Origin of the sequence: Lichenihabitans sp. PAMC28606 (genome assembly GCF_020616535.1) — a bacterium.
Lineage (GTDB): Bacteria > Pseudomonadota > Alphaproteobacteria > Rhizobiales > Beijerinckiaceae > Lichenihabitans > Lichenihabitans psoromatis.
The window spans coordinates 104,358-121,409 of the sequence record NZ_CP085136.1; the positions used below are offsets into that span (position 1 = coordinate 104,358).

The window sequence follows — 17,052 nt, forward strand, 5'->3', positions numbered from 1 at the left end:
GCAGCCACCCCAAGGGTCGCTGATCCAGCCGATCTTCGGAGGCTTGCTGGCCGCCATCGTCGGCTTCGCGGCCACGTTTACGATCGTGTTGCAGGGGTTTGCGGCCGTCGGTGCAACGCCGGCTCAGGCCGCCTCCGGCCTGCTGGTGCTCTGCGTTGTGCAAGGTGTCTTGTCGATCGGGTTGTCGCTTGTGTGGCGAGAGCCGATCAGCATCGTCTGGTCGACCCCCGGGTCGGCGCTGCTGATCGTGACCGGCGCGCAGGCGGGCGGCTATCCGGCCGCCATCGGGGCCTTTATCCTGGCCGGCGCGCTGATCGTCGCGGCCGGCTTGATCAAGCCATTCGGCCGGTTGGTGGCCGCCATCCCGTCTGGCCTTGCCAATGCCATGCTGGCCGGCGTGTTGTTCGAGATCTGTCTCGCGCCGGTCGAGGCGCTGAAAACCTCGCCGACTCTGGTGCTGCCGATCCTTCTGGCTTGGGTGCTTGCGCTGCGTTTCGCGCGCCGCTTTGCGGTCCCGATCGCGGTAGCGGTTACGGTGCTGATCGTCGTTTTCGTGACCAAACTGCCGGCCGGTGCCCTGAAGGACGCGTGGCCGACCTTAATCGTGACGCAGCCGGTCTTTGCCTGGTCGTCGCTCGGAAGCCTCGTCGTGCCGCTTTTCATCGTCACGATGGCGTCTCAAAACGTGCCGGGTTTGGCGGTGCTCCACGCCAATGGCTACAAACCCAATATCAGCAAAATCTTCGTGGCGACCGGTCTCGGCAGTATCGTCAATGCGTTTGGCAGCGGCGGGCTCATCAATCTCGCGGCCGTGACGGCGGCGCTTTGCGCGGGACCGGATGCGCATCCCGATCCGGCAAAACGCTACTGGTCGACCATCGCGAACGGGGTCGGTTATGTGGTGCTCGGCCTTTTTGCGGCATTCGCGGCAGCCTTCATTCTGGCATCGCCGTCCTCGCTCTTCACGGCGGTGGCCGGCCTCGCCCTCATGGGCAGCTTCGCGGGGGCTCTGTCGTCTGCGCTCGCGCATCCGCAGGACCGTGTCGCGGTCGCGATCACCTTCGTGATGACCGCGTCCGGTGCGAGCTTCTTTGGCATCGGCGCGTCGTTCTGGGGTCTTCTCGCGGGCGGGCTCGTGCTCGTCGTCGAGCGGCTCAGACGCTAGCCAGCCGCCGCTTTCCGCGGATTTTCTCCCATTCTGGCAGGGTCCTCACGCGTCGCCTTGCGCTGTGCCGTCACGAAATAGTTCACGTCCGTGTCGCGCCCGAGCGACCAGGTGTTGTGCAGCGGATCATAGGTCATCCCCGTGCGGTTCAGCACCTTCAGGCCGGCGCGGCGGATCGGCATCACCAGCTCCTCCGGAGTCACGAACTGGTTCCAGTTGTGGGTGCCGCGGGGCAACCATCGCAGCACATATTCGGCACCGACGATGGCCAGAAGAAAGCTTTTGGCCGTGCGGTTCAGCGTCGAGGCGATCAGCAGGCCGCCCGGCTTCACGAGGCTGCAGACCGTCGCCATAAAGGCATTCCGGTCGACCACATGCTCGACCACCTCCATGGCCAAGACCACATCGAACCGCTCGCCCGACGCCGCCAGCGCCTCGGCGGTTGTGGCGCGGTAGTCGATCGGCAGATCGAAGGTCTCGGCATGGTGGCGCGCCGCCGCGATATTCTCGCGGCCAGGATCGATGCCTGTGACGGTGCCGCCGAGCCGGCAGAGCGGCTCCGACAGAACCCCGCCACCGCACCCGATGTCGAGCATCGACAGGCCATGAAATGGACCCTCGTCCGGGCTCGTTTCAACGCGAGGCCGGTGCGTCTCGATCATCTCGCGCAGATAACCCAGGCGCAACGGGTTGATCTCGTGCAATTTGCCCATCGGACCCTTGGGGTCCCACCATTCTGCACCGAGGCGTTCGTAGCGCGCGAGATCGACGGGATCGACACTCTCGCGCCGTGGCATGTCGGCCTGAACCTGATCCTGCATCATCGCTTCTGCTCCCTGATGGGCGACATATAGGGCTCGAGTGGTTCGCGCGTCACCCGCCTTCCCGCTCGGTTGACAGCCTTCGGCCGGGCCGTCATCTATACGCGCCGTTTCGGACCCTACCGTTTGAGTTGTGGTCGCCCGAACATCACCGGCCCTCGGGTTCCTGGCCCTCGGCCCTTACCGAACGTTTCATGGCCCGTCTTGTTTTGAAATTCGGCGGTACGTCCGTCGCCAATCTCGATCGAATCCGCGCTTCGGCGCTGCATGTGAAACGCGAGGTCGAAGCCGGCCATGACGTGGCGGTCGTGGTCTCGGCCATGTCGGGCAAAACCAATGAACTGGTGGGCTGGTGCCGCGAGGCGTCTCCACTCCACGACGCGCGCGAATATGATGCCGTCGTGGCGTCGGGCGAGCAGGTGACGGCCGGGCTCATGGCGATCGTCTTGCAGAGCATGGGCATCACGGCTCGTTCATGGCAGGGCTGGCAGGTTCCGATCCTCACCTCCGACCAGCATGGCTCCGCGCGGGTGCTCGGGATCGACGGCGCGGAGTTGATCCGCCGGTTCGACGACCGGAAGGAGGTGGCGGTGATCGCCGGCTTCCAAGGGATCCATGCCGAAAGCGGTCGCATCACCACCCTTGGGCGCGGTGGATCGGACACCAGTGCCGTGGTGATCGCGGCCGCCCTCAAGGCTGACCGATGTGATATCTATACGGATGTCGATGGGGTCTACACGACCGATCCGCGCGTCGTCGCCAAGGCGCGCCGGATGGATCGCGTAGCCTTCGAGGAAATGCTCGAAATGGCGTCGCTCGGCGCCAAGGTTTTACAGGTGCGGTCGGTCGAGGCCGCCATGGTCCATCGGATCAAGGTCTTCGTCCGCTCCTCGTTCGACGATCCGGCTGCGCCGGCATCTGGAACGCTGATTTGTGCTGAAGAGGACATCATGGAACAGCAGATCGTCACCGGCATCGCGTTCTCGCGTGACGAGGCGCAGATCACGTTGCGCGGTGTGTCCGACCATCCCGGCGTTGCGGCCGCGATCTTCGGGCCGCTCGCCGACGCGGCCATCAACGTCGACATGATCATCCAGGTTGTGTCGGATGACACGACCACGACCGACATGACCTTCACGGTCCCGACGGCTGACTATGAGCGCGCGCGTCTCATCATTGAAGGCGCCCGCGCCGCAATCGGGTTCGGCTCGCTGCAGGGCGCCAACGACGTGGTCAAAGTATCGGCGATCGGCATCGGCATGCGAAGCCATGCGGGCGTCGCGGCGCGTGCGTTCAAGGCCTTGGCCGACAAGGGGATCAATATTCGAGCCATCACGACCTCCGAAATCAAGTTTTCGGTGCTGATCGACGCCGCCTATACGGAACTCGCGGTACGGACGCTGCATACGCTGTATGGTCTCGATCGCGCCTAGCCTCGCGGGCCGCTTTTTTAGTGCCGGGGTACGATCCTTGCTTCCACTCGGCCGTTAGGTGACAGTCGCCGATGCGGCTTCGACGAGTCGGGCGATTGAGTTTACGGCGGAGGGGGAAGACATCATGGCGGCTTCGTCCTTGACCGAGTCTTGCCGGCACACTGCCGGGGCTCCGCAGCCGTGAGGGGTGCGATCTGATGCGTGGCTCTCTCGGACCGCGTTTGTTGTTGCGCAGGCTTCGCGAAGTCATGGCGGAACCAATCGGCGCACAAGCGCGCCTCGACAAAATCGTTGTCCAAATCGCCTTCAACATGGTAGCCGAGGTGTGCTCGGTCTATGTGCTGCACGCCGATAAGCGGCTCGAACTCTATGCCACCGAGGGTCTCAATCGCGAGGCGGTCCATCTAACGACCATGCGGCTCGGCGAGGGCATCGTCGGCTTGATTGCCGCCAAGGCCGAGGCGCTTGCGCTTCCGGACGCACAGTCGCATCCGGCCTATTCGTACAAGCCCGAGACCGGGGAAGAGATCTACCAATCCTTCCTCGGTGTGCCGATCCTACGGGGAGGCAACACGCTCGGGGTTCTCGTCGTCCAGAATCGCGCCCGGCGGATCTATTCCGAGGAGGAAATCGAGGTCCTTCAAACGACCGCGATGCTGTTGGCCGAGATGATCGCGGGCGGTGAACTCGTCTCGCTGTTTCCGGCTGGATCGGAGGTCCTGCGGCAATCCTTGTCGCTGAAAGGCGAGATTATCGCCGACGGGGTCGGGCTCGGCCATGTGGTGCTGCACGAGCCGCGCGTCATCGTCGACAAACTCGTGGCCGAGAATATCGACGGCGAAATCGTGCGGCTCGACGAAGCGATCGCGGCACTGCGTGAATCGGTCGATCGGCTCGTCGATCGCGGCGAGGAAGCCGGGCCGGGCGAGCATCGTGAAATCCTGCAGACCTTCCGCATGATCGCGCATGATCGCGGCTGGTTGCGGCGCCTGCGCGAGGCCGTATCGACTGGCCTGACCGCAGAAGCGGCGGTCGAGCGCGTCCAGAGCGACACACGCGCCAAACTCATGCGTCAGACCGATCCCTATATGCGCGGGCGGCTGCACGATCTCGATGAATTGGCCAATCGACTTCTGCATCAATTGACCGGGCAGGATCTTGTCGCGTCGAACGAGAATCTGCCTGAAAATGCGGTCCTGGTGGCGCGCTCCATGGGCGCGGCGGCCCTGCTGGATTACGATCAGCGCAAGCTTCGCGGCCTCGTGCTCGAAGACGGCGGCGCGATGAGCCATGTCGCCGTAGTGGCCCGCGCGCTCGGCATTCCGGCCGTCGGCGACGTCACCAATATTTCGAGCCTCGTCGAGCCGGGTGACGCCATCATCGTCGATGGCGTGATGGGCAGCGTTGAAGTGCGGCCCGGCCCCGATGTCGAGGCCGCCTATGCCGAAAAAGCCCGGCTTCGTGCGCGGCGCCAAGAGCAATATCGGTCGCTTCGCGATATTCCGGCCGTGACGCGGGACGGGGTCGCGATCGACCTGCATATGAATGCCGGGCTCTTGCTCGATCTGCCGCATGTCGTCGAAACGGGTGCCGTCTCGATCGGCCTGTTCCGGACCGAACTCCTGTTCATGGTGGCGGATCACTTCCCCCGACCATCCGAACAATATGCGCTCTATAAGAGCGTCATGGATATGGTCAGCGACCGGCCCGTGACCTTCCGGACTCTGGATATCGGCGGCGATAAAGTCCTGCCCTATATGATGCGGCTCGACGAAGAGAACCCGGCTCTTGGCTGGCGGGCGTTGCGGATCGGCCTCGATCGTCCGGCGCTGTTGCGGTCTCAGCTTCGCGCGATGCTGCGGGCCGGGGCAGGACGCGAGGTCCGCATCATGTTTCCGATGGTGGCGGAGGCGGCCGAGTTCGATCGCGCGCGCGCGGCCGTGGATCACGAACTCGCCTTCCTGACCCAACATCATCATCCGCTGCCCACCGAGATCAAGCTTGGCGCCATGGTCGAGGTGCCGTCGCTTCTGTGGCAGCTCGACGAGATCGCGGAGAGGGCCGACTTCCTGTCGGTTGGATCCAATGATCTCATGCAATATCTGTTCGCGGCGGATCGCGACAACAAGCGCGTCTCGACGCGATTCGATCCGCTGTCGGCGCCTATGATGCGTGCGCTGAAGTCGATTGCCGATGTCGGGCAGCGGCGCAACATCCCGATCACGCTCTGCGGCGAGATGGGCGGAAGCCCCTTGGCCGCCATGGCGCTGATCGGGCTTGGCTATCGGGGCTTGTCGATGTCGCCGTCGTCGATCGGACCCGTGAAGGCCATGATCCTGGCGCTGGATGTCGAGGCTATGACGCGTTTTCTGGGCGACCTGTTGCGCGACGCCTCGGGAGAGCCCAGCTTGCGGGGCAGGCTCGAGGCCTTCGCGGCTGAACATCAGGTTCCCTGTTAGCGACCTTGCCCGAAGTCGTCCAAGGCTCCGCTTTCCGAGTGGACGTCACTGCTGTCTCATTCAGCCCAGCGCCGGCCAGCGGCGCCAATCCGTCCTTTAGGAACGATACGTCCTTCATGCTCCCCATCGCCAAGCTCGATCTCGTCCTTCGCCGTTATGAGGAGGTGTCAGCGCGCCTCGTCGAAGGGCCTGATTCTGCGACCTTTGTGGCCCTGTCGCGGGAACTCGCCGAAAACGAGACCATCGTGACGGCCATCCGAGCTTATCACGCGCAACATGCCGAGATCGATGGCCTGGCCGCCATGTTGGCCGACCCTGCCCTCGATCCCGAGATGCGGATGATGGCCGAGGGCGAGGTCGACGAGGCGAAGGAGCGCCTCGCCGCGCTCGAACTTTCGATCCGCATGGCGCTGCTGCCGAAGGATGCGGCGGACGAAAAGAGCGCAATTCTTGAAATTCGCGCCGGTACGGGCGGCGATGAGGCCGCTCTCTTCGCCGGCGATCTTTTTCGCATGTACAGCCGCTATGCCGAATTGAAGCGGTGGAAGGTCGACGTTCTCTCCATGAGCGAGGGAACGGCGGGGGGCTACAAGGAAATCGTCGCCGAGGTCGTCGGGCGTGGCGTTTTTGCGCGACTGAAGTTTGAAAGCGGCGTGCATCGCGTGCAACGGGTGCCGGATACGGAGACGCAGGGGCGGATCCACACCTCGGCCGCGACCGTCGCGGTTTTGCCGGAAGCCGAAGAGGTGGACGTCGACATCAATGAAGGTGATCTCAAGATCGATACGATGCGCTCGCAGGGCGCCGGCGGCCAGCATGTCAATAAGACCGAGTCGGCCATCCGCCTCACGCATTTACCGACCGGCATCGTCGTATTCATGCAGGAGGAGCGCTCCCAGCATCGCAACCGCACCAAGGCGATGGCGGTGCTCCGGTCGCGCATCTTCGATGCCGAACGGCAGAAACTCGACAACGAACGCGCCGCCGACAGAAAAGCGCAGGTGGGCTCCGGCGATCGTTCCGAACGGATCCGAACCTATAATTTCCCGCAAGGTCGGCTGACTGATCACCGCATCAACCTGACCCTGTATAAGCTCGACAAGATCATCACCGGCGAAGCCTTGGACGACGTGGTCGATGCTTTGACGACGGAGCATCAGGCGGCGGCCTTGGCGGCCGTTGAGGGCGATGCCTAAGGGAATGCATCGAAAAGAGCCGGTGTGACGTTGCGTCTCACGTCGGCAAATGGGAAGAGACCAGCCGTCTCGCCGGTGCTGACATTGCGTTGTCGTGTCGGCCATCACCATGGTTCGGATCGAGCTGTCACTTGGCGCCGCTCGGCAAGTTTGGGAATCGAGAATGAACCTTAGAGCCGCCTTATTATCGACCGTCATGTCAGTGGCCCTTCTCGGGTCAGCCCAGGCCGCGCCGGCCACGACCGATGAAGCGCAGCGTTTGACCACGTTGTTTCAGCGCTATCTCGGCAAGCCGACCGATGGCCAGCCGAGCGCCGTCGTCGTGACGCCCGACGGCGAAGCCTACAAGGTCGATGTCGATCTCTCGCGGATCTTCGCGCCCTTCGCGGCGCTCGGGTTGGCGGAGGTCAAGGCGGGGCACTACCTTTCGACCTTGACGCCGGCGGCGGATGGCACGTGGCACGTGGTCAGCGGCGGCCTTCAGTCATTTACCGTGACGATCAACGATCAAACCACGATCGTGAATTACGGCGATTCTCACTTTGACGGAATCTTCGACCCGAAGATTGCGTCGTTTGTCTCGAGCACGAGCTCGAGCAACGGTTCAGCCGTGAGTTCCAATACTCCGAAAGTGTCGAGCTCTAGCAAGAGTACGGGCACGACAGAGAGTAAATTTACCGGCACTGACGGCGGAAACGGCACCGTCAACGCCAAGGTCGATCAAACCCTCCGCGACTTTACCTACGCGCTTTCGGTCCAGACCCATGCGGATGTCGGTGCACCGAAAAGCGAGAAGGCGTTCGAGTTCAACGCTCAAGTCGCGAGCGGAACCGGACATATTGAGGCGAACAACCTTCGTAACGCACAATTGCTCGACCTGTGGGCGTTTTTGGTCGCGCATCCGTCCAAGCAGCAGCTCGTTGCCAATCAGACTGAACTGAAAGGGCTTCTCTCGGCCATGCTGCCATTCGTCACCGTTTTGAGCGGTGATGCGTCTATCCAAAAGATTATCGTGAACACGCCGCTGGGACAGTTTGGCGCCAATAATTTTGGTGAGCATCTCGATGTCGGCAATGAAAATTCGAAAGACGCGCTTGGCATCGGCCTCAACGCCGACGGGTTTACGATCCCGGCGGATCTTGCGCCGGCCTGGGCGACGGGGCTCGTGCCGAGTGGCCTCGACCTCCACGTCAAGGTCGGCCCCGTCCACTTTACCGAAGCGCTGCAGAAGGCCATCGTCAGCGCCGACTTCGGCGCCGACAAGCCTTTGACGGAGGCGCAGACCAACGACATCGTGCAGGCTTTTGCCCTGCCGCAAAACATCGTCGTGACCCTGGCGCCGAGCACGATCACGACTCCCGTCATGACCGTGAAGGCCGAAGCCCAGATGCAATTTACCGAGCAGATGCCGACCGGAACCGCAACCGTTTCGGCAACAGGCCTGGATAAAGCTCTGGATATGCTAACGACCGGGGCGCAGACCAACCCCGATGCCGCCCAGGCCTTTGCGGTCTTGACGCTGATGAAGCAGCTCGGTCGTGCCGAAGGCCCGGATCGATATAGCTGGCTGGTCGAGGCCAAGCCGGGGAGCGACATCTTGATCAACGGTAAACCGATGCAGGCAGCTGCACCGCAAGTCGAGCCGCAACCGGTACCGAAACCGTCGCAGAAGCCCAAGAAGAAGCCAACGCCGAAGACCGCGCCCTAACGCTGCTGATGCAGCATTGGGCTGATGCGTTAGCTCGTCGCCTCGATCAGGCGGCGGGCTGCGGCGCGGGCTTCTTCCGTGATGGTCGCGCCCGCCAGCATGCGGGCGATTTCCTCACGTCGTAAATCGGGCGCAAGCGGGGTGACGCGCGTCGCGACCTTACCGCCCTCGGCGACGTCGCCCTTGCTGATCCGCAAATGCGTGGCCGATCGGGCCGCGACCTGCGGCGCATGGGTCACCGCAAGCACCTGCACCCTATCGGCCAAGCGGGCAAGCCGCCGACCGATTGCATCCGCGACCGCGCCGCCGACCCCCGTGTCGATCTCGTCGAACACCAACGTCGGCGCGGAGCCTCGGTCGGCAAGCGAAACCTTGAGGGCCAGCATGAACCGGGCGAGTTCGCCGCCCGACGCCACTTTGGTGAGGGGCCCCGGACGGCTCCCTGGATTGGTCGCGACCCAGAACTCCACCCGATCCGTGCCGTCCGGTCCACCGGAACCCGCCTCCGTCTCGATCTCGGTCTCGAACCGCGCCCGTTCGAGCTTAAGGGGTGCAAGTTCCGCATTGACGGCCGCGTCGAGCGCCTGTGCGGCTTTGCGCCGTTCCGTTCCGAGCGCCTGCGCGGCCTCGACATAAGCCTTCAGGGCTGCCGTCTGTGCGATCTGCAGGGATTTCAGCCGCGCTTCACCAGCATCGAGGGCGGCGAGATCAGCTGTGAATTTGTCCGCCAGAGCCGGCAGATCATCCGGGCCGCATGCGTGTTTGCGCGCGAGAGCACGCAGCGCGAACAGTCGCTCCTCCACCCGCTCGAGTTCGTGCGGGTCATAGGCGGCATCGTCGAGCGCCTGCCCGATCGCGGCCGAGGCGCCGTCTAAAGCAAGCAACACGGCATCGATCGCTTGCGTACAGGGGTCGATGAGCGAGGGCGCTTGCGCGGCCCGTCGCTCCAACCGCCGGACGAGAGCCGACAATGTCGAGGTGGGCGATCCATTGCCCGACACGGCCTCGTAGGCATCGCGGAGGTCGCTCGCGACTTTCTCCGCCGCCATCATGTCGGCGCGACGGCTCGCGAGCTTCTCTTCCTCGCCGACCTGCGGCGCGAGCGATCCAAGTTCTTCGGCGGCATGCTGAAGGAAATCCGCATCGGCCCGCGCTTTTGACACACGCGCGGTTTCGCCTTTCAAATCCGCCTCGATGGTCCGTCGCGCGGCATGGCATGCCCGAACGGTGGAGACGAGCGTGTCCAATCCGCCAAAAGCATCCACCAGCGTCCGGTGCAGGTCCGGGTCGACGAGCGCTCGCTCGTCATGCTGGCCGTGAATTTCGACCAGCGTGCGCGATAAGGCCCGGAGGACCTGCGCGCTGACAGGAGCGTCGTTGACGAAGGCCCGCGTGCGCCCATCGGCGACCTGAACGCGGCGGAGGATCAGGTCGCCCTCGACTTCAATGTCGTTCTGGCGCGCCAAGGCGAGTGCGGGGTGCTGCGCCGACAGATCGAACACGGCCGTGACCTGGCCTTGCTTCTCGCCATGGCGAACGAGACCGCCATCGCCGCGTCCACCCAGCGCAAGCGCGAAGGCATCGAGAAGAATGGATTTACCCGCGCCGGTCTCGCCGGTCAGCACCGTCAATCCTGGACCGAACTCGAGATCCAGGCGGTCGATGAGAACGATATCGCGGATGGTCAGACGAGACAGCATCGCGCCTGCCAGGTGAGGGCGATCAGGTCAGACCGAGATTGTGGAAGGTCTTGTAGATGATCGAGCCGGTATCTTCACGCGGCTCCAAACCGCCCGTCTGCAGCAAGGCAAACGAATCTTTGTACCACTGGCTATCTGGGAAGTTATGGCCCAGCACGGCCGCTGCCGTTTGCGCTTCGTTCGTAATTCCCAGCGCCATATAGGCCTCGGTCAAACGTGCCAAGGCCTCTTCGGTGTGCCGGGTCGTCTGATACTGACCGATGACGGTGCGGAAGCGATTGATGGCCGCAACGTAGTTATGTCGCGCCAGATAGAAGCGACCGACCGACATTTCCTTGCCGGCGATCTGGTCGCGGGTTACCTGGATCTTGTATTTCGCGTCGCTGGCATATTCTGAATTCGGATATTTGGTCGCGATTTGATTGAAGAGATCGAGCGCCTTCTCAGATTGCTTCTGGTCACGCGAAATATCCGGGATCTGATTGTAGTATGACATCGCCTCCATGTAGAGCGCATAGGGCGCATCCGGCGAGGTCGGGTAAAGCGAGTAGTAACGGCCACCCGAGGCGATCGCGTCATCGTAATTACCCGCCTGATATTGCGCGTAGGTCGACATCAGCAGACCCTTCCGCGAATAATCCGAATACGGATATTGCTTGTCGAGTTCGCTGAATTTCTTGGCCGCGCCCTCGGTATCCTTCTTGCCCAGGCGAGCAAGGCCTTGATTGTAGATGTCGTCGGCCGGCACGTCCGGCAGGATCTTGGTCTCGTATTTCTCGGCACCGAAGGGATTGAACGATTCGAGGCTCGAGCAGCCGGCGAGCGGCATGGCCAGGGCGATGATGGCCATCATCGAGACCTTTGCGACCGTTGACGTCGACATCAGTGTCGCGCGCGGTGCGGAACCGGACTGGACGAGAAGTGAAGACCGGTAACGGGCGTGCATCATGCAGGACAACTCGGTTGTTCAGGCCGCCAAGACTACCACCCGTTTGTGACGGACCAGCTTCGGCTTGCGATCACTATAGGGGTGATTATGGCCTATCCTGGCCAGAAACGGCAAGAACCAATCGGTTCCGACCTTGGCGGCGCTTTTTTAGGGAGAGGCGCAAAGATGCAACAGAGCTTCAAGACTGAAGCGAACGAAACCGAAACGGTTTCAGTTCATCTCGGCGAAAGCCGGCATCGCCGGCATCGCGAAATCTGGGTAGAAGCTCTTGGTCCGAACCGGAGCTTCGATCAACTCGAAGGATGAGCGGTCGGCGAACATGGCCTTCAGGACAAGGAAGTTCATTTTGTGGCCGGGGCAGAATGCCCGGTAAGTGCCGATGATCGGTGCGCCGGCAAGTGCCAGATCGCCCACCGCATCAAGCGTCTTGTGCGACACGAACTCGTCGCTGCTTCGGAGGCCTTCCGGATTCAGAACGCGGTCACCATCCACCGCGATGGAATTTTCGAGCGAGGAGCCGAGTGCGAAACCCATTTTCCAAAGCCGTTCGACATCGCTGATCGATCCGAAGGTGCGGGCCCGGGAAATCTCGGCGCGAAAGCTCGCGGGGGTCAGCATCATCGACTTTTGCTGACGACCAATCACGCCGCAGGAATAATCGATCTCGACATCAAGGCGGAAGCCATCGTCCGACGGGCTCAGCTCCGAGAAAGAGCGACCTTGCTCGACGCGGATCGGCTTGAGGATTTTGATGTAACGGCGGGGCGCCGTCAGGGTCTTGATGCCGGCCCGGTCGATGGCGGCCACGAATGCGGCCGATGATCCATCCATGATCGGAACTTCCGGCCCGTCGATCTCGATCTGGACGTTGTCGACGCCGAGGCCGGAGAGAGCTGCGAGAAGATGTTCGATGGTCGCCACGGTTCCGCGCGAGGGGTCACCGATGACAGTGCAGAGTTCCGTGGTCGATACCTTGGACCATTTGGCTTCGATACGGCGTTGGCCGCCTTCTGGAAGGCCGGTTCGGATGAAGACGATACCTGAATTTGCGGAAGCGGGATGAAGGATAAGGCTCACCGGAGCGTTGGAATGAACGCCAGCACCCACGAGGGCGGTGCTCTTCCTAAGGGTGGTCTGCTTACCCAGTTTCATTCTTATCCTGCTCCAGATCTCCCGGTTGGTCGGCAAACATGCCCCGCACCGGAAGTGTCTTGGCCCGAAGACCTTATTTGCAGCCGACCGTTGCCACGGTTCTTCCCCAGAAACTCCGCAATCGCGACCGCTAAGAAGCGATCATCTGGTTGCGCGGAGCGGTTCGATTCATGTCGCCGCGTCTCGTTGAAGCCAAACTACGCGGATGCCTTTGGTTAGCCAAATCACGCTTTTTTACGTGATGTAACACAATCCAACGCGATGCTTTTTGATCGCGTTAACCGTTCAGTTACAGGAGCTTATAAGGCTAAGCGCACTCCGAGAAGACGGAATGCGCTTAGAATTGTTGCAGCTTTTAGCGACGAATTAGTTCGATTGACGCCGCAGGAAAGCCGGAATTTCGAGTTGGTCGTCCTCATTCGGGCGAGCGTGGGGCAGTGGACGGCCATGCTGATCGGCCGGGACATGGGCGTTGCGAGCCGGCGCGGCGGGGGCGGGACGTTTGCCATATTCCGCATGCACAGAGCCGGGCTGCTGAGCGCGCGGTTGAGCATAGGCCTGCTGCTGCGGAGCAGTCTGGCCATAATGCGGAGCCGGCATGTTGGCCTGGGCGCGGGGTGCTGGCGCCGTCGGGCGGGCGGGAGGCGCTGCTTCCTCGCCACGGCTCATGCCGAAGGAGGCGAGGCGCTCGAGCAGACTGCGACGCTTCGTATCCGCTTGAACAGCTTCGGCCTGCGGGTCGTTACGCTGGGCCCGGATCTGGTTCTGCACCGGCATTGGCAGATCTTCCACCTGCGGCATCCGCTGGGCGCGCTGCACCTGTTGGGGGGCCGGCGGAATATACGGGCCATTGTCGACATGCTCGGCGCGCGGCTGCTCCTGATGCATCGGCGCCTGGGGTTGGAAGACGCTCGCCTTGGATTGGATCGGCATCAGCTCGACATCGTTCGACATCGCGGCGGGGGCGGGCTGGGCGTAGTGGATGGGGGCCGGCGCGGGCTGAGCAAGTTGGGCTTGCTGCGGCGCCTGGTCATAGGCTTGAGCGTGCTCGGGGGCAGCGAGCGAACGAACCGCGCTGGTTTCGACGGGGCGCGCGATGGTTTGCTGACGCAGGCGCTGGGTGGCCTCGGCGATGCGGGTTTCGCTGGCGATGAGCTCCTTGGATCCGACCGGCTGGTCGATTCCGGTCGCAACCACCGAGACGCGGACGATGCCATCGAGGTTCGAATCGAAAGTCGCGCCGAGGATGATGTTGGCGTCGTCGTCGACTTCCTGACGGATGCGGCTGGCGGCTTCATCCACCTCGTAGAGCGTCAGGTCGTTGCCGCCCGTGATCGAGATCAGCAGGCCGCGCGCACCCTTCATCGAGACTTCGTCGAGAAGCGGATTGGCGATGGCGGCTTCGGCCGCCATAATGGCGCGCTTGTCGCCAGAGGCTTCGCCGGTTCCCATCATGGCTTTGCCCATTTCGCGCATGATGGCGCGCACGTCGGCAAAGTCGAGGTTGATGAGACCTTCCTTGACCATCAGGTCGGTGATGCAGGCGACGCCCGAATAGAGCACCTGATCGGCCATGGAAAACGCATCCGCGAACGTCGTCTTTTCGTTGGCGACGCGGAACAGGTTCTGGTTGGGGATGCAGATCAGCGTATCGACCGCCTTCTGCAGTTCCGTTATTCCGGCATCGGCGACGCGCATGCGGCGCTGGCCTTCGAATTGGAACGGCTTGGTGACGACACCGACCGTCAAGATACCCATGTCGCGCGCCGTGCGAGCGATGACCGGGGCCGCTCCGGTACCGGTGCCGCCGCCCATGCCGGCCGTGACGAACACCATATGGGCGCCGGCGAGATGATCGCGGATTTCCTCGATGGCTTCTTCCGCGGCGGCGCGGCCGACTTCGGGCTGCGAGCCGGCGCCGAGGCCTTCGGTCACCTGCAGGCCCATCTGAATAATGCGCTCGGCTTTCGAACTCGTCAGCGCCTGCGCGTCGGTGTTGGCCACGATGAAGTCGACGCCGATCAGGCCGGACACGATCATGTTGTTGACCGCGTTACCGCCGGCTCCGCCGATGCCGCACACCATGATGCGGGGCTTCAGTTCCCGGAGTTCCGGTCCTTTGAGATTGATCGTCATCGCTTGTGGCCTCTCGATTGCTTGGGGCGCTTGCGCGTGGGTCCCCTGGATATCCAACATCTCGCTGCGATCACGCGGAGCCGCCGTCCCGCGCTTTCGCAATTCTTAGAAACTGTCTTTCAACCACCGCCCGACGCGTGACATGTAGCCGTCCGTCCCAGTGGCTTGCATCGGTGCCTGCCCTCGGGGTTCGAAATGCTCAATGCCAGCGAATTGCGGATAGATCAGCAAACCGACAGCCGCCGCGAATGCTGGATTCTTTGCTGATTCGGGCAATCCTTGAATACCCAAAGGGCGCCCGATTCTCACTTGTGGCGAAATAATCCGACGTGCGGCTTCTGCGACACCCGTCAATTGGCAGGCGCCTCCTGTCAAAACGAGCCGACGGCCCGCATGGGCTGCGAAACCGGCGTCCTTCAGACGATCGCGGACGAGCTCCAGGATCTCCTCGACGCGAGGCCGGATGATCCGCACAAGATGCGACTTTGGCAGATGGGTCGGCTGATCCGGGTCGTCGCCCACATGCGCGACCGCGAAGGTCTCGCGTTCGTCGGAGGCCGACGAGATCGCAGTGCCATACAGCGTCTTCAAGCGTTCGGCATCGGTCAGCCGGGTCGTCAGGCCGCGCGCGATATCCATCGTGACGTGGTTGCCGCCCACCGCGATGGCATCGACATGGGCGAGGTTGCCGCCCGCGAACACGCCCGTCGATGTGGTGCCGCCGCCCATGTCGATAAGCGCGACGCCGAGTTCCGCCTCGTCGTCGACCAGGGCCGACAGGCCGGCCGCATAGGGGGTCGCGACCAGGGCCTCGATCGTCAGGTGGCAGCGCTCGATCGCCAGCATGAGATTGCGGGCCGCGGCCGCATCGCAACCGATCACATGCATCTCGGCGCCGAGTTCGTCGCCCATCATGCCTTTGGGATCGCGGATGCCACGCGTTTCATCGAGCGAGAAGCCGTTCGGCAGCGAATGCAACACCGCCCGGCCTTGCCGCGCTGTCGTCGTGCTGGCTTCGAGCACGCGATGAACATCGTAATCGGAGACGGCCTTGCCGCCGACCGTGACCTTGGCGCTGTAATGTTGCGACGACAGGCGGCCACCCGTCGTCGTGACGATGACGCTGCTGACCTCGACGCCGGCCATCCGCTCGGCCGCGTCGACCGCGAGCCGAATGGCGCTTTCGGCTTCGTCCATATCGATCACCGCGCCACCCTTGATGCCGCGCGAGCGCTGATGGCCGATGCCGAGGATACGGCAGCGGTGTGTGCGTCCGCGCAGCATGTCGGAGGGCTCCGCCGGCACGAGCTTGGCGATCAGGCAAGCGACCTTCGAGGTTCCCACATCGAGCACGCAGAGGACTGCGCTTTTCCGTGACGAGATGGGACGCATGCGCGGCGGCATCATTCGGGGATCACCTTCCGTTTTGGTCGTTTGGCGAGCATGTCGACGCGAGCGGCAGCCGCATCGTCGGACAAGCGGGCGGTGATTCGTTCCGGGTCCCGGAGATCGACCGAGACGAGATCCTTGTCGAGAAGCTTGGATTGCTTCTGCAAGAGGGCGAGCCGGGCCATCGCCTCCGCGGCTCCCGTCTCGGGGAGGGCGACCTCGATGCCGCTATCCATCTTCAGGGTCCAGCGGCGCTCGCCGACCAGGACACCCGCGAGAATACGGCTCCGCAGGTCGCCGGCTGCGTCGAGCAGCGCCAGGAATTCGGACACGCGCCCGTTGGCGCCCTCGCCGACCACGAAGGGCAACGCCAGAAAACGGTCGTCATGCACATCGTCGATCACGACCCCATCGGCCGATACGATCGAGAGATGGCCGTTGATCTGCCACAGCGCGACGGGATCGCGTTCGTCGATCGCGATGGTCAGACGGTCGGGAAACAGCTTGGTCACGACCGCGTTGCGAACAAGCGGCAGGGCACGAAGGCGCTCGCGTACGCTGGCGGCGTCGAGAAACAGCAACGAGTGGCTCGGATCGATCGCGGCGGCCTTGAGGATCTCGGTCTGGTCGAGTTCCTTGATGCCCGAGATCGTGATGGCGTCGATTGGAAAGCCGACCAGTTTGGCGGCGACGTCGAGCGGTGATCCGTTGGCCGCGACGAAGGCCTGATATTGGCCACCGCGCACGGCGCCATAAAGACCGGTCGAAGCGAAGAGCGCGATCGTCAGCGCGATGCCGACGCCGCCCCGGGTCGTCCGAGGAAGCAGCGCCGGAAGACGAAACCCCTTGGGGGCACGGGACCGGCGGCGCGTGTTGTTGCGGAACTGGACGGGACCGTTGTCGAAGCTGTCCGGCAAGCCAGCAAAACGCGGGCGCGACAGGGC

Annotated in this window: 12 protein-coding genes; 5 read left to right on the top strand and 7 right to left on the bottom strand. The window is 63.1% G+C overall.

Annotated features, from left to right (window positions below; genetic code table 11):
- Positions 1-19 precede the first annotated feature (19 nt).
- A complete protein-coding gene (locus LGH83_RS00480) occupies positions 20-1,165 on the top strand; it encodes a benzoate/H(+) symporter BenE family transporter (RefSeq protein ID WP_227401945.1) in 1,146 nt (381 codons plus the stop codon).
- Here the strand turns inward: LGH83_RS00480 and ubiG are convergent.
- Positions 1,162-1,989: a bifunctional 2-polyprenyl-6-hydroxyphenol methylase/3-demethylubiquinol 3-O-methyltransferase UbiG gene (gene ubiG, locus LGH83_RS00485; protein ID WP_413771079.1), complete on the bottom strand. Its 828-nt coding sequence runs from the start codon at positions 1,987-1,989 to the stop codon at positions 1,162-1,164. The two genes, LGH83_RS00480 and ubiG, sit on opposite strands and share 4 nt — an antisense overlap.
- Before the next feature lie 191 nt (positions 1,990-2,180).
- Between ubiG and LGH83_RS00490 the strand changes: the two genes are divergently transcribed.
- From LGH83_RS00490 to LGH83_RS00505, 4 genes are all read left to right on the top strand, one after another.
- Complete coding sequence (locus LGH83_RS00490) at positions 2,181-3,419, top strand: aspartate kinase (RefSeq protein WP_227400186.1); 1,239 nt, start codon at positions 2,181-2,183, stop codon at positions 3,417-3,419.
- Between the two features lie 197 nt (positions 3,420-3,616).
- Positions 3,617-5,878 carry a phosphoenolpyruvate--protein phosphotransferase gene (ptsP, locus tag LGH83_RS00495; RefSeq protein WP_227400187.1) on the top strand — a complete coding sequence of 754 codons (2,262 nt, stop codon included), beginning with the start codon at positions 3,617-3,619 and terminating at the stop codon, positions 5,876-5,878.
- A 116-nt stretch (positions 5,879-5,994) separates the two neighbouring features.
- The gene (gene prfA, locus LGH83_RS00500) at positions 5,995-7,074 is read left to right on the top strand and encodes a peptide chain release factor 1 (RefSeq protein WP_227400188.1); all 1,080 of its coding nucleotides are present in this window, start codon (positions 5,995-5,997) and stop codon (positions 7,072-7,074) included.
- Between the two features lie 196 nt (positions 7,075-7,270).
- Positions 7,271-8,782, top strand: a complete 1,512-nt coding sequence (locus LGH83_RS00505; protein ID WP_227400189.1) for a DUF2125 domain-containing protein — start codon at positions 7,271-7,273, stop codon at positions 8,780-8,782.
- A 29-nt stretch (positions 8,783-8,811) separates the two neighbouring features.
- On the opposite strand, the gene recN is transcribed toward LGH83_RS00505, so the two are convergent.
- The 6 genes from recN to LGH83_RS00535 form a co-directional block, all read right to left on the bottom strand.
- Entirely contained in the window at positions 8,812-10,482 is a 1,671-nt protein-coding gene (recN, locus tag LGH83_RS00510) for a DNA repair protein RecN (protein WP_227400190.1), read from the bottom strand.
- Between the two features lie 22 nt (positions 10,483-10,504).
- Entirely contained in the window at positions 10,505-11,365 is an 861-nt protein-coding gene (locus LGH83_RS00515; RefSeq protein ID WP_227400191.1) for an outer membrane protein assembly factor BamD, read from the bottom strand.
- Positions 11,366-11,641: 276 nt separating this feature from the next.
- Positions 11,642-12,583, bottom strand: coding sequence for a UDP-3-O-acyl-N-acetylglucosamine deacetylase (gene lpxC, locus LGH83_RS00520; protein ID WP_227400192.1), 942 nt, complete (start codon positions 12,581-12,583; stop codon positions 11,642-11,644).
- A 366-nt stretch (positions 12,584-12,949) separates the two neighbouring features.
- Complete coding sequence (gene ftsZ, locus LGH83_RS00525) at positions 12,950-14,719, bottom strand: cell division protein FtsZ (RefSeq protein ID WP_227400193.1); 1,770 nt, start codon at positions 14,717-14,719, stop codon at positions 12,950-12,952.
- Between the two features lie 105 nt (positions 14,720-14,824).
- Entirely contained in the window at positions 14,825-16,126 is a 1,302-nt protein-coding gene (ftsA, locus tag LGH83_RS00530) for a cell division protein FtsA (RefSeq protein WP_227400194.1), read from the bottom strand.
- The gene (locus tag LGH83_RS00535) at positions 16,123-17,025 is read right to left on the bottom strand and encodes a cell division protein FtsQ/DivIB (protein ID WP_227400195.1); all 903 of its coding nucleotides are present in this window, start codon (positions 17,023-17,025) and stop codon (positions 16,123-16,125) included. The genes ftsA and LGH83_RS00535 overlap by 4 nt, the downstream gene beginning before the upstream one ends.
- Positions 17,026-17,052: the final 27 nt, after the last annotated feature.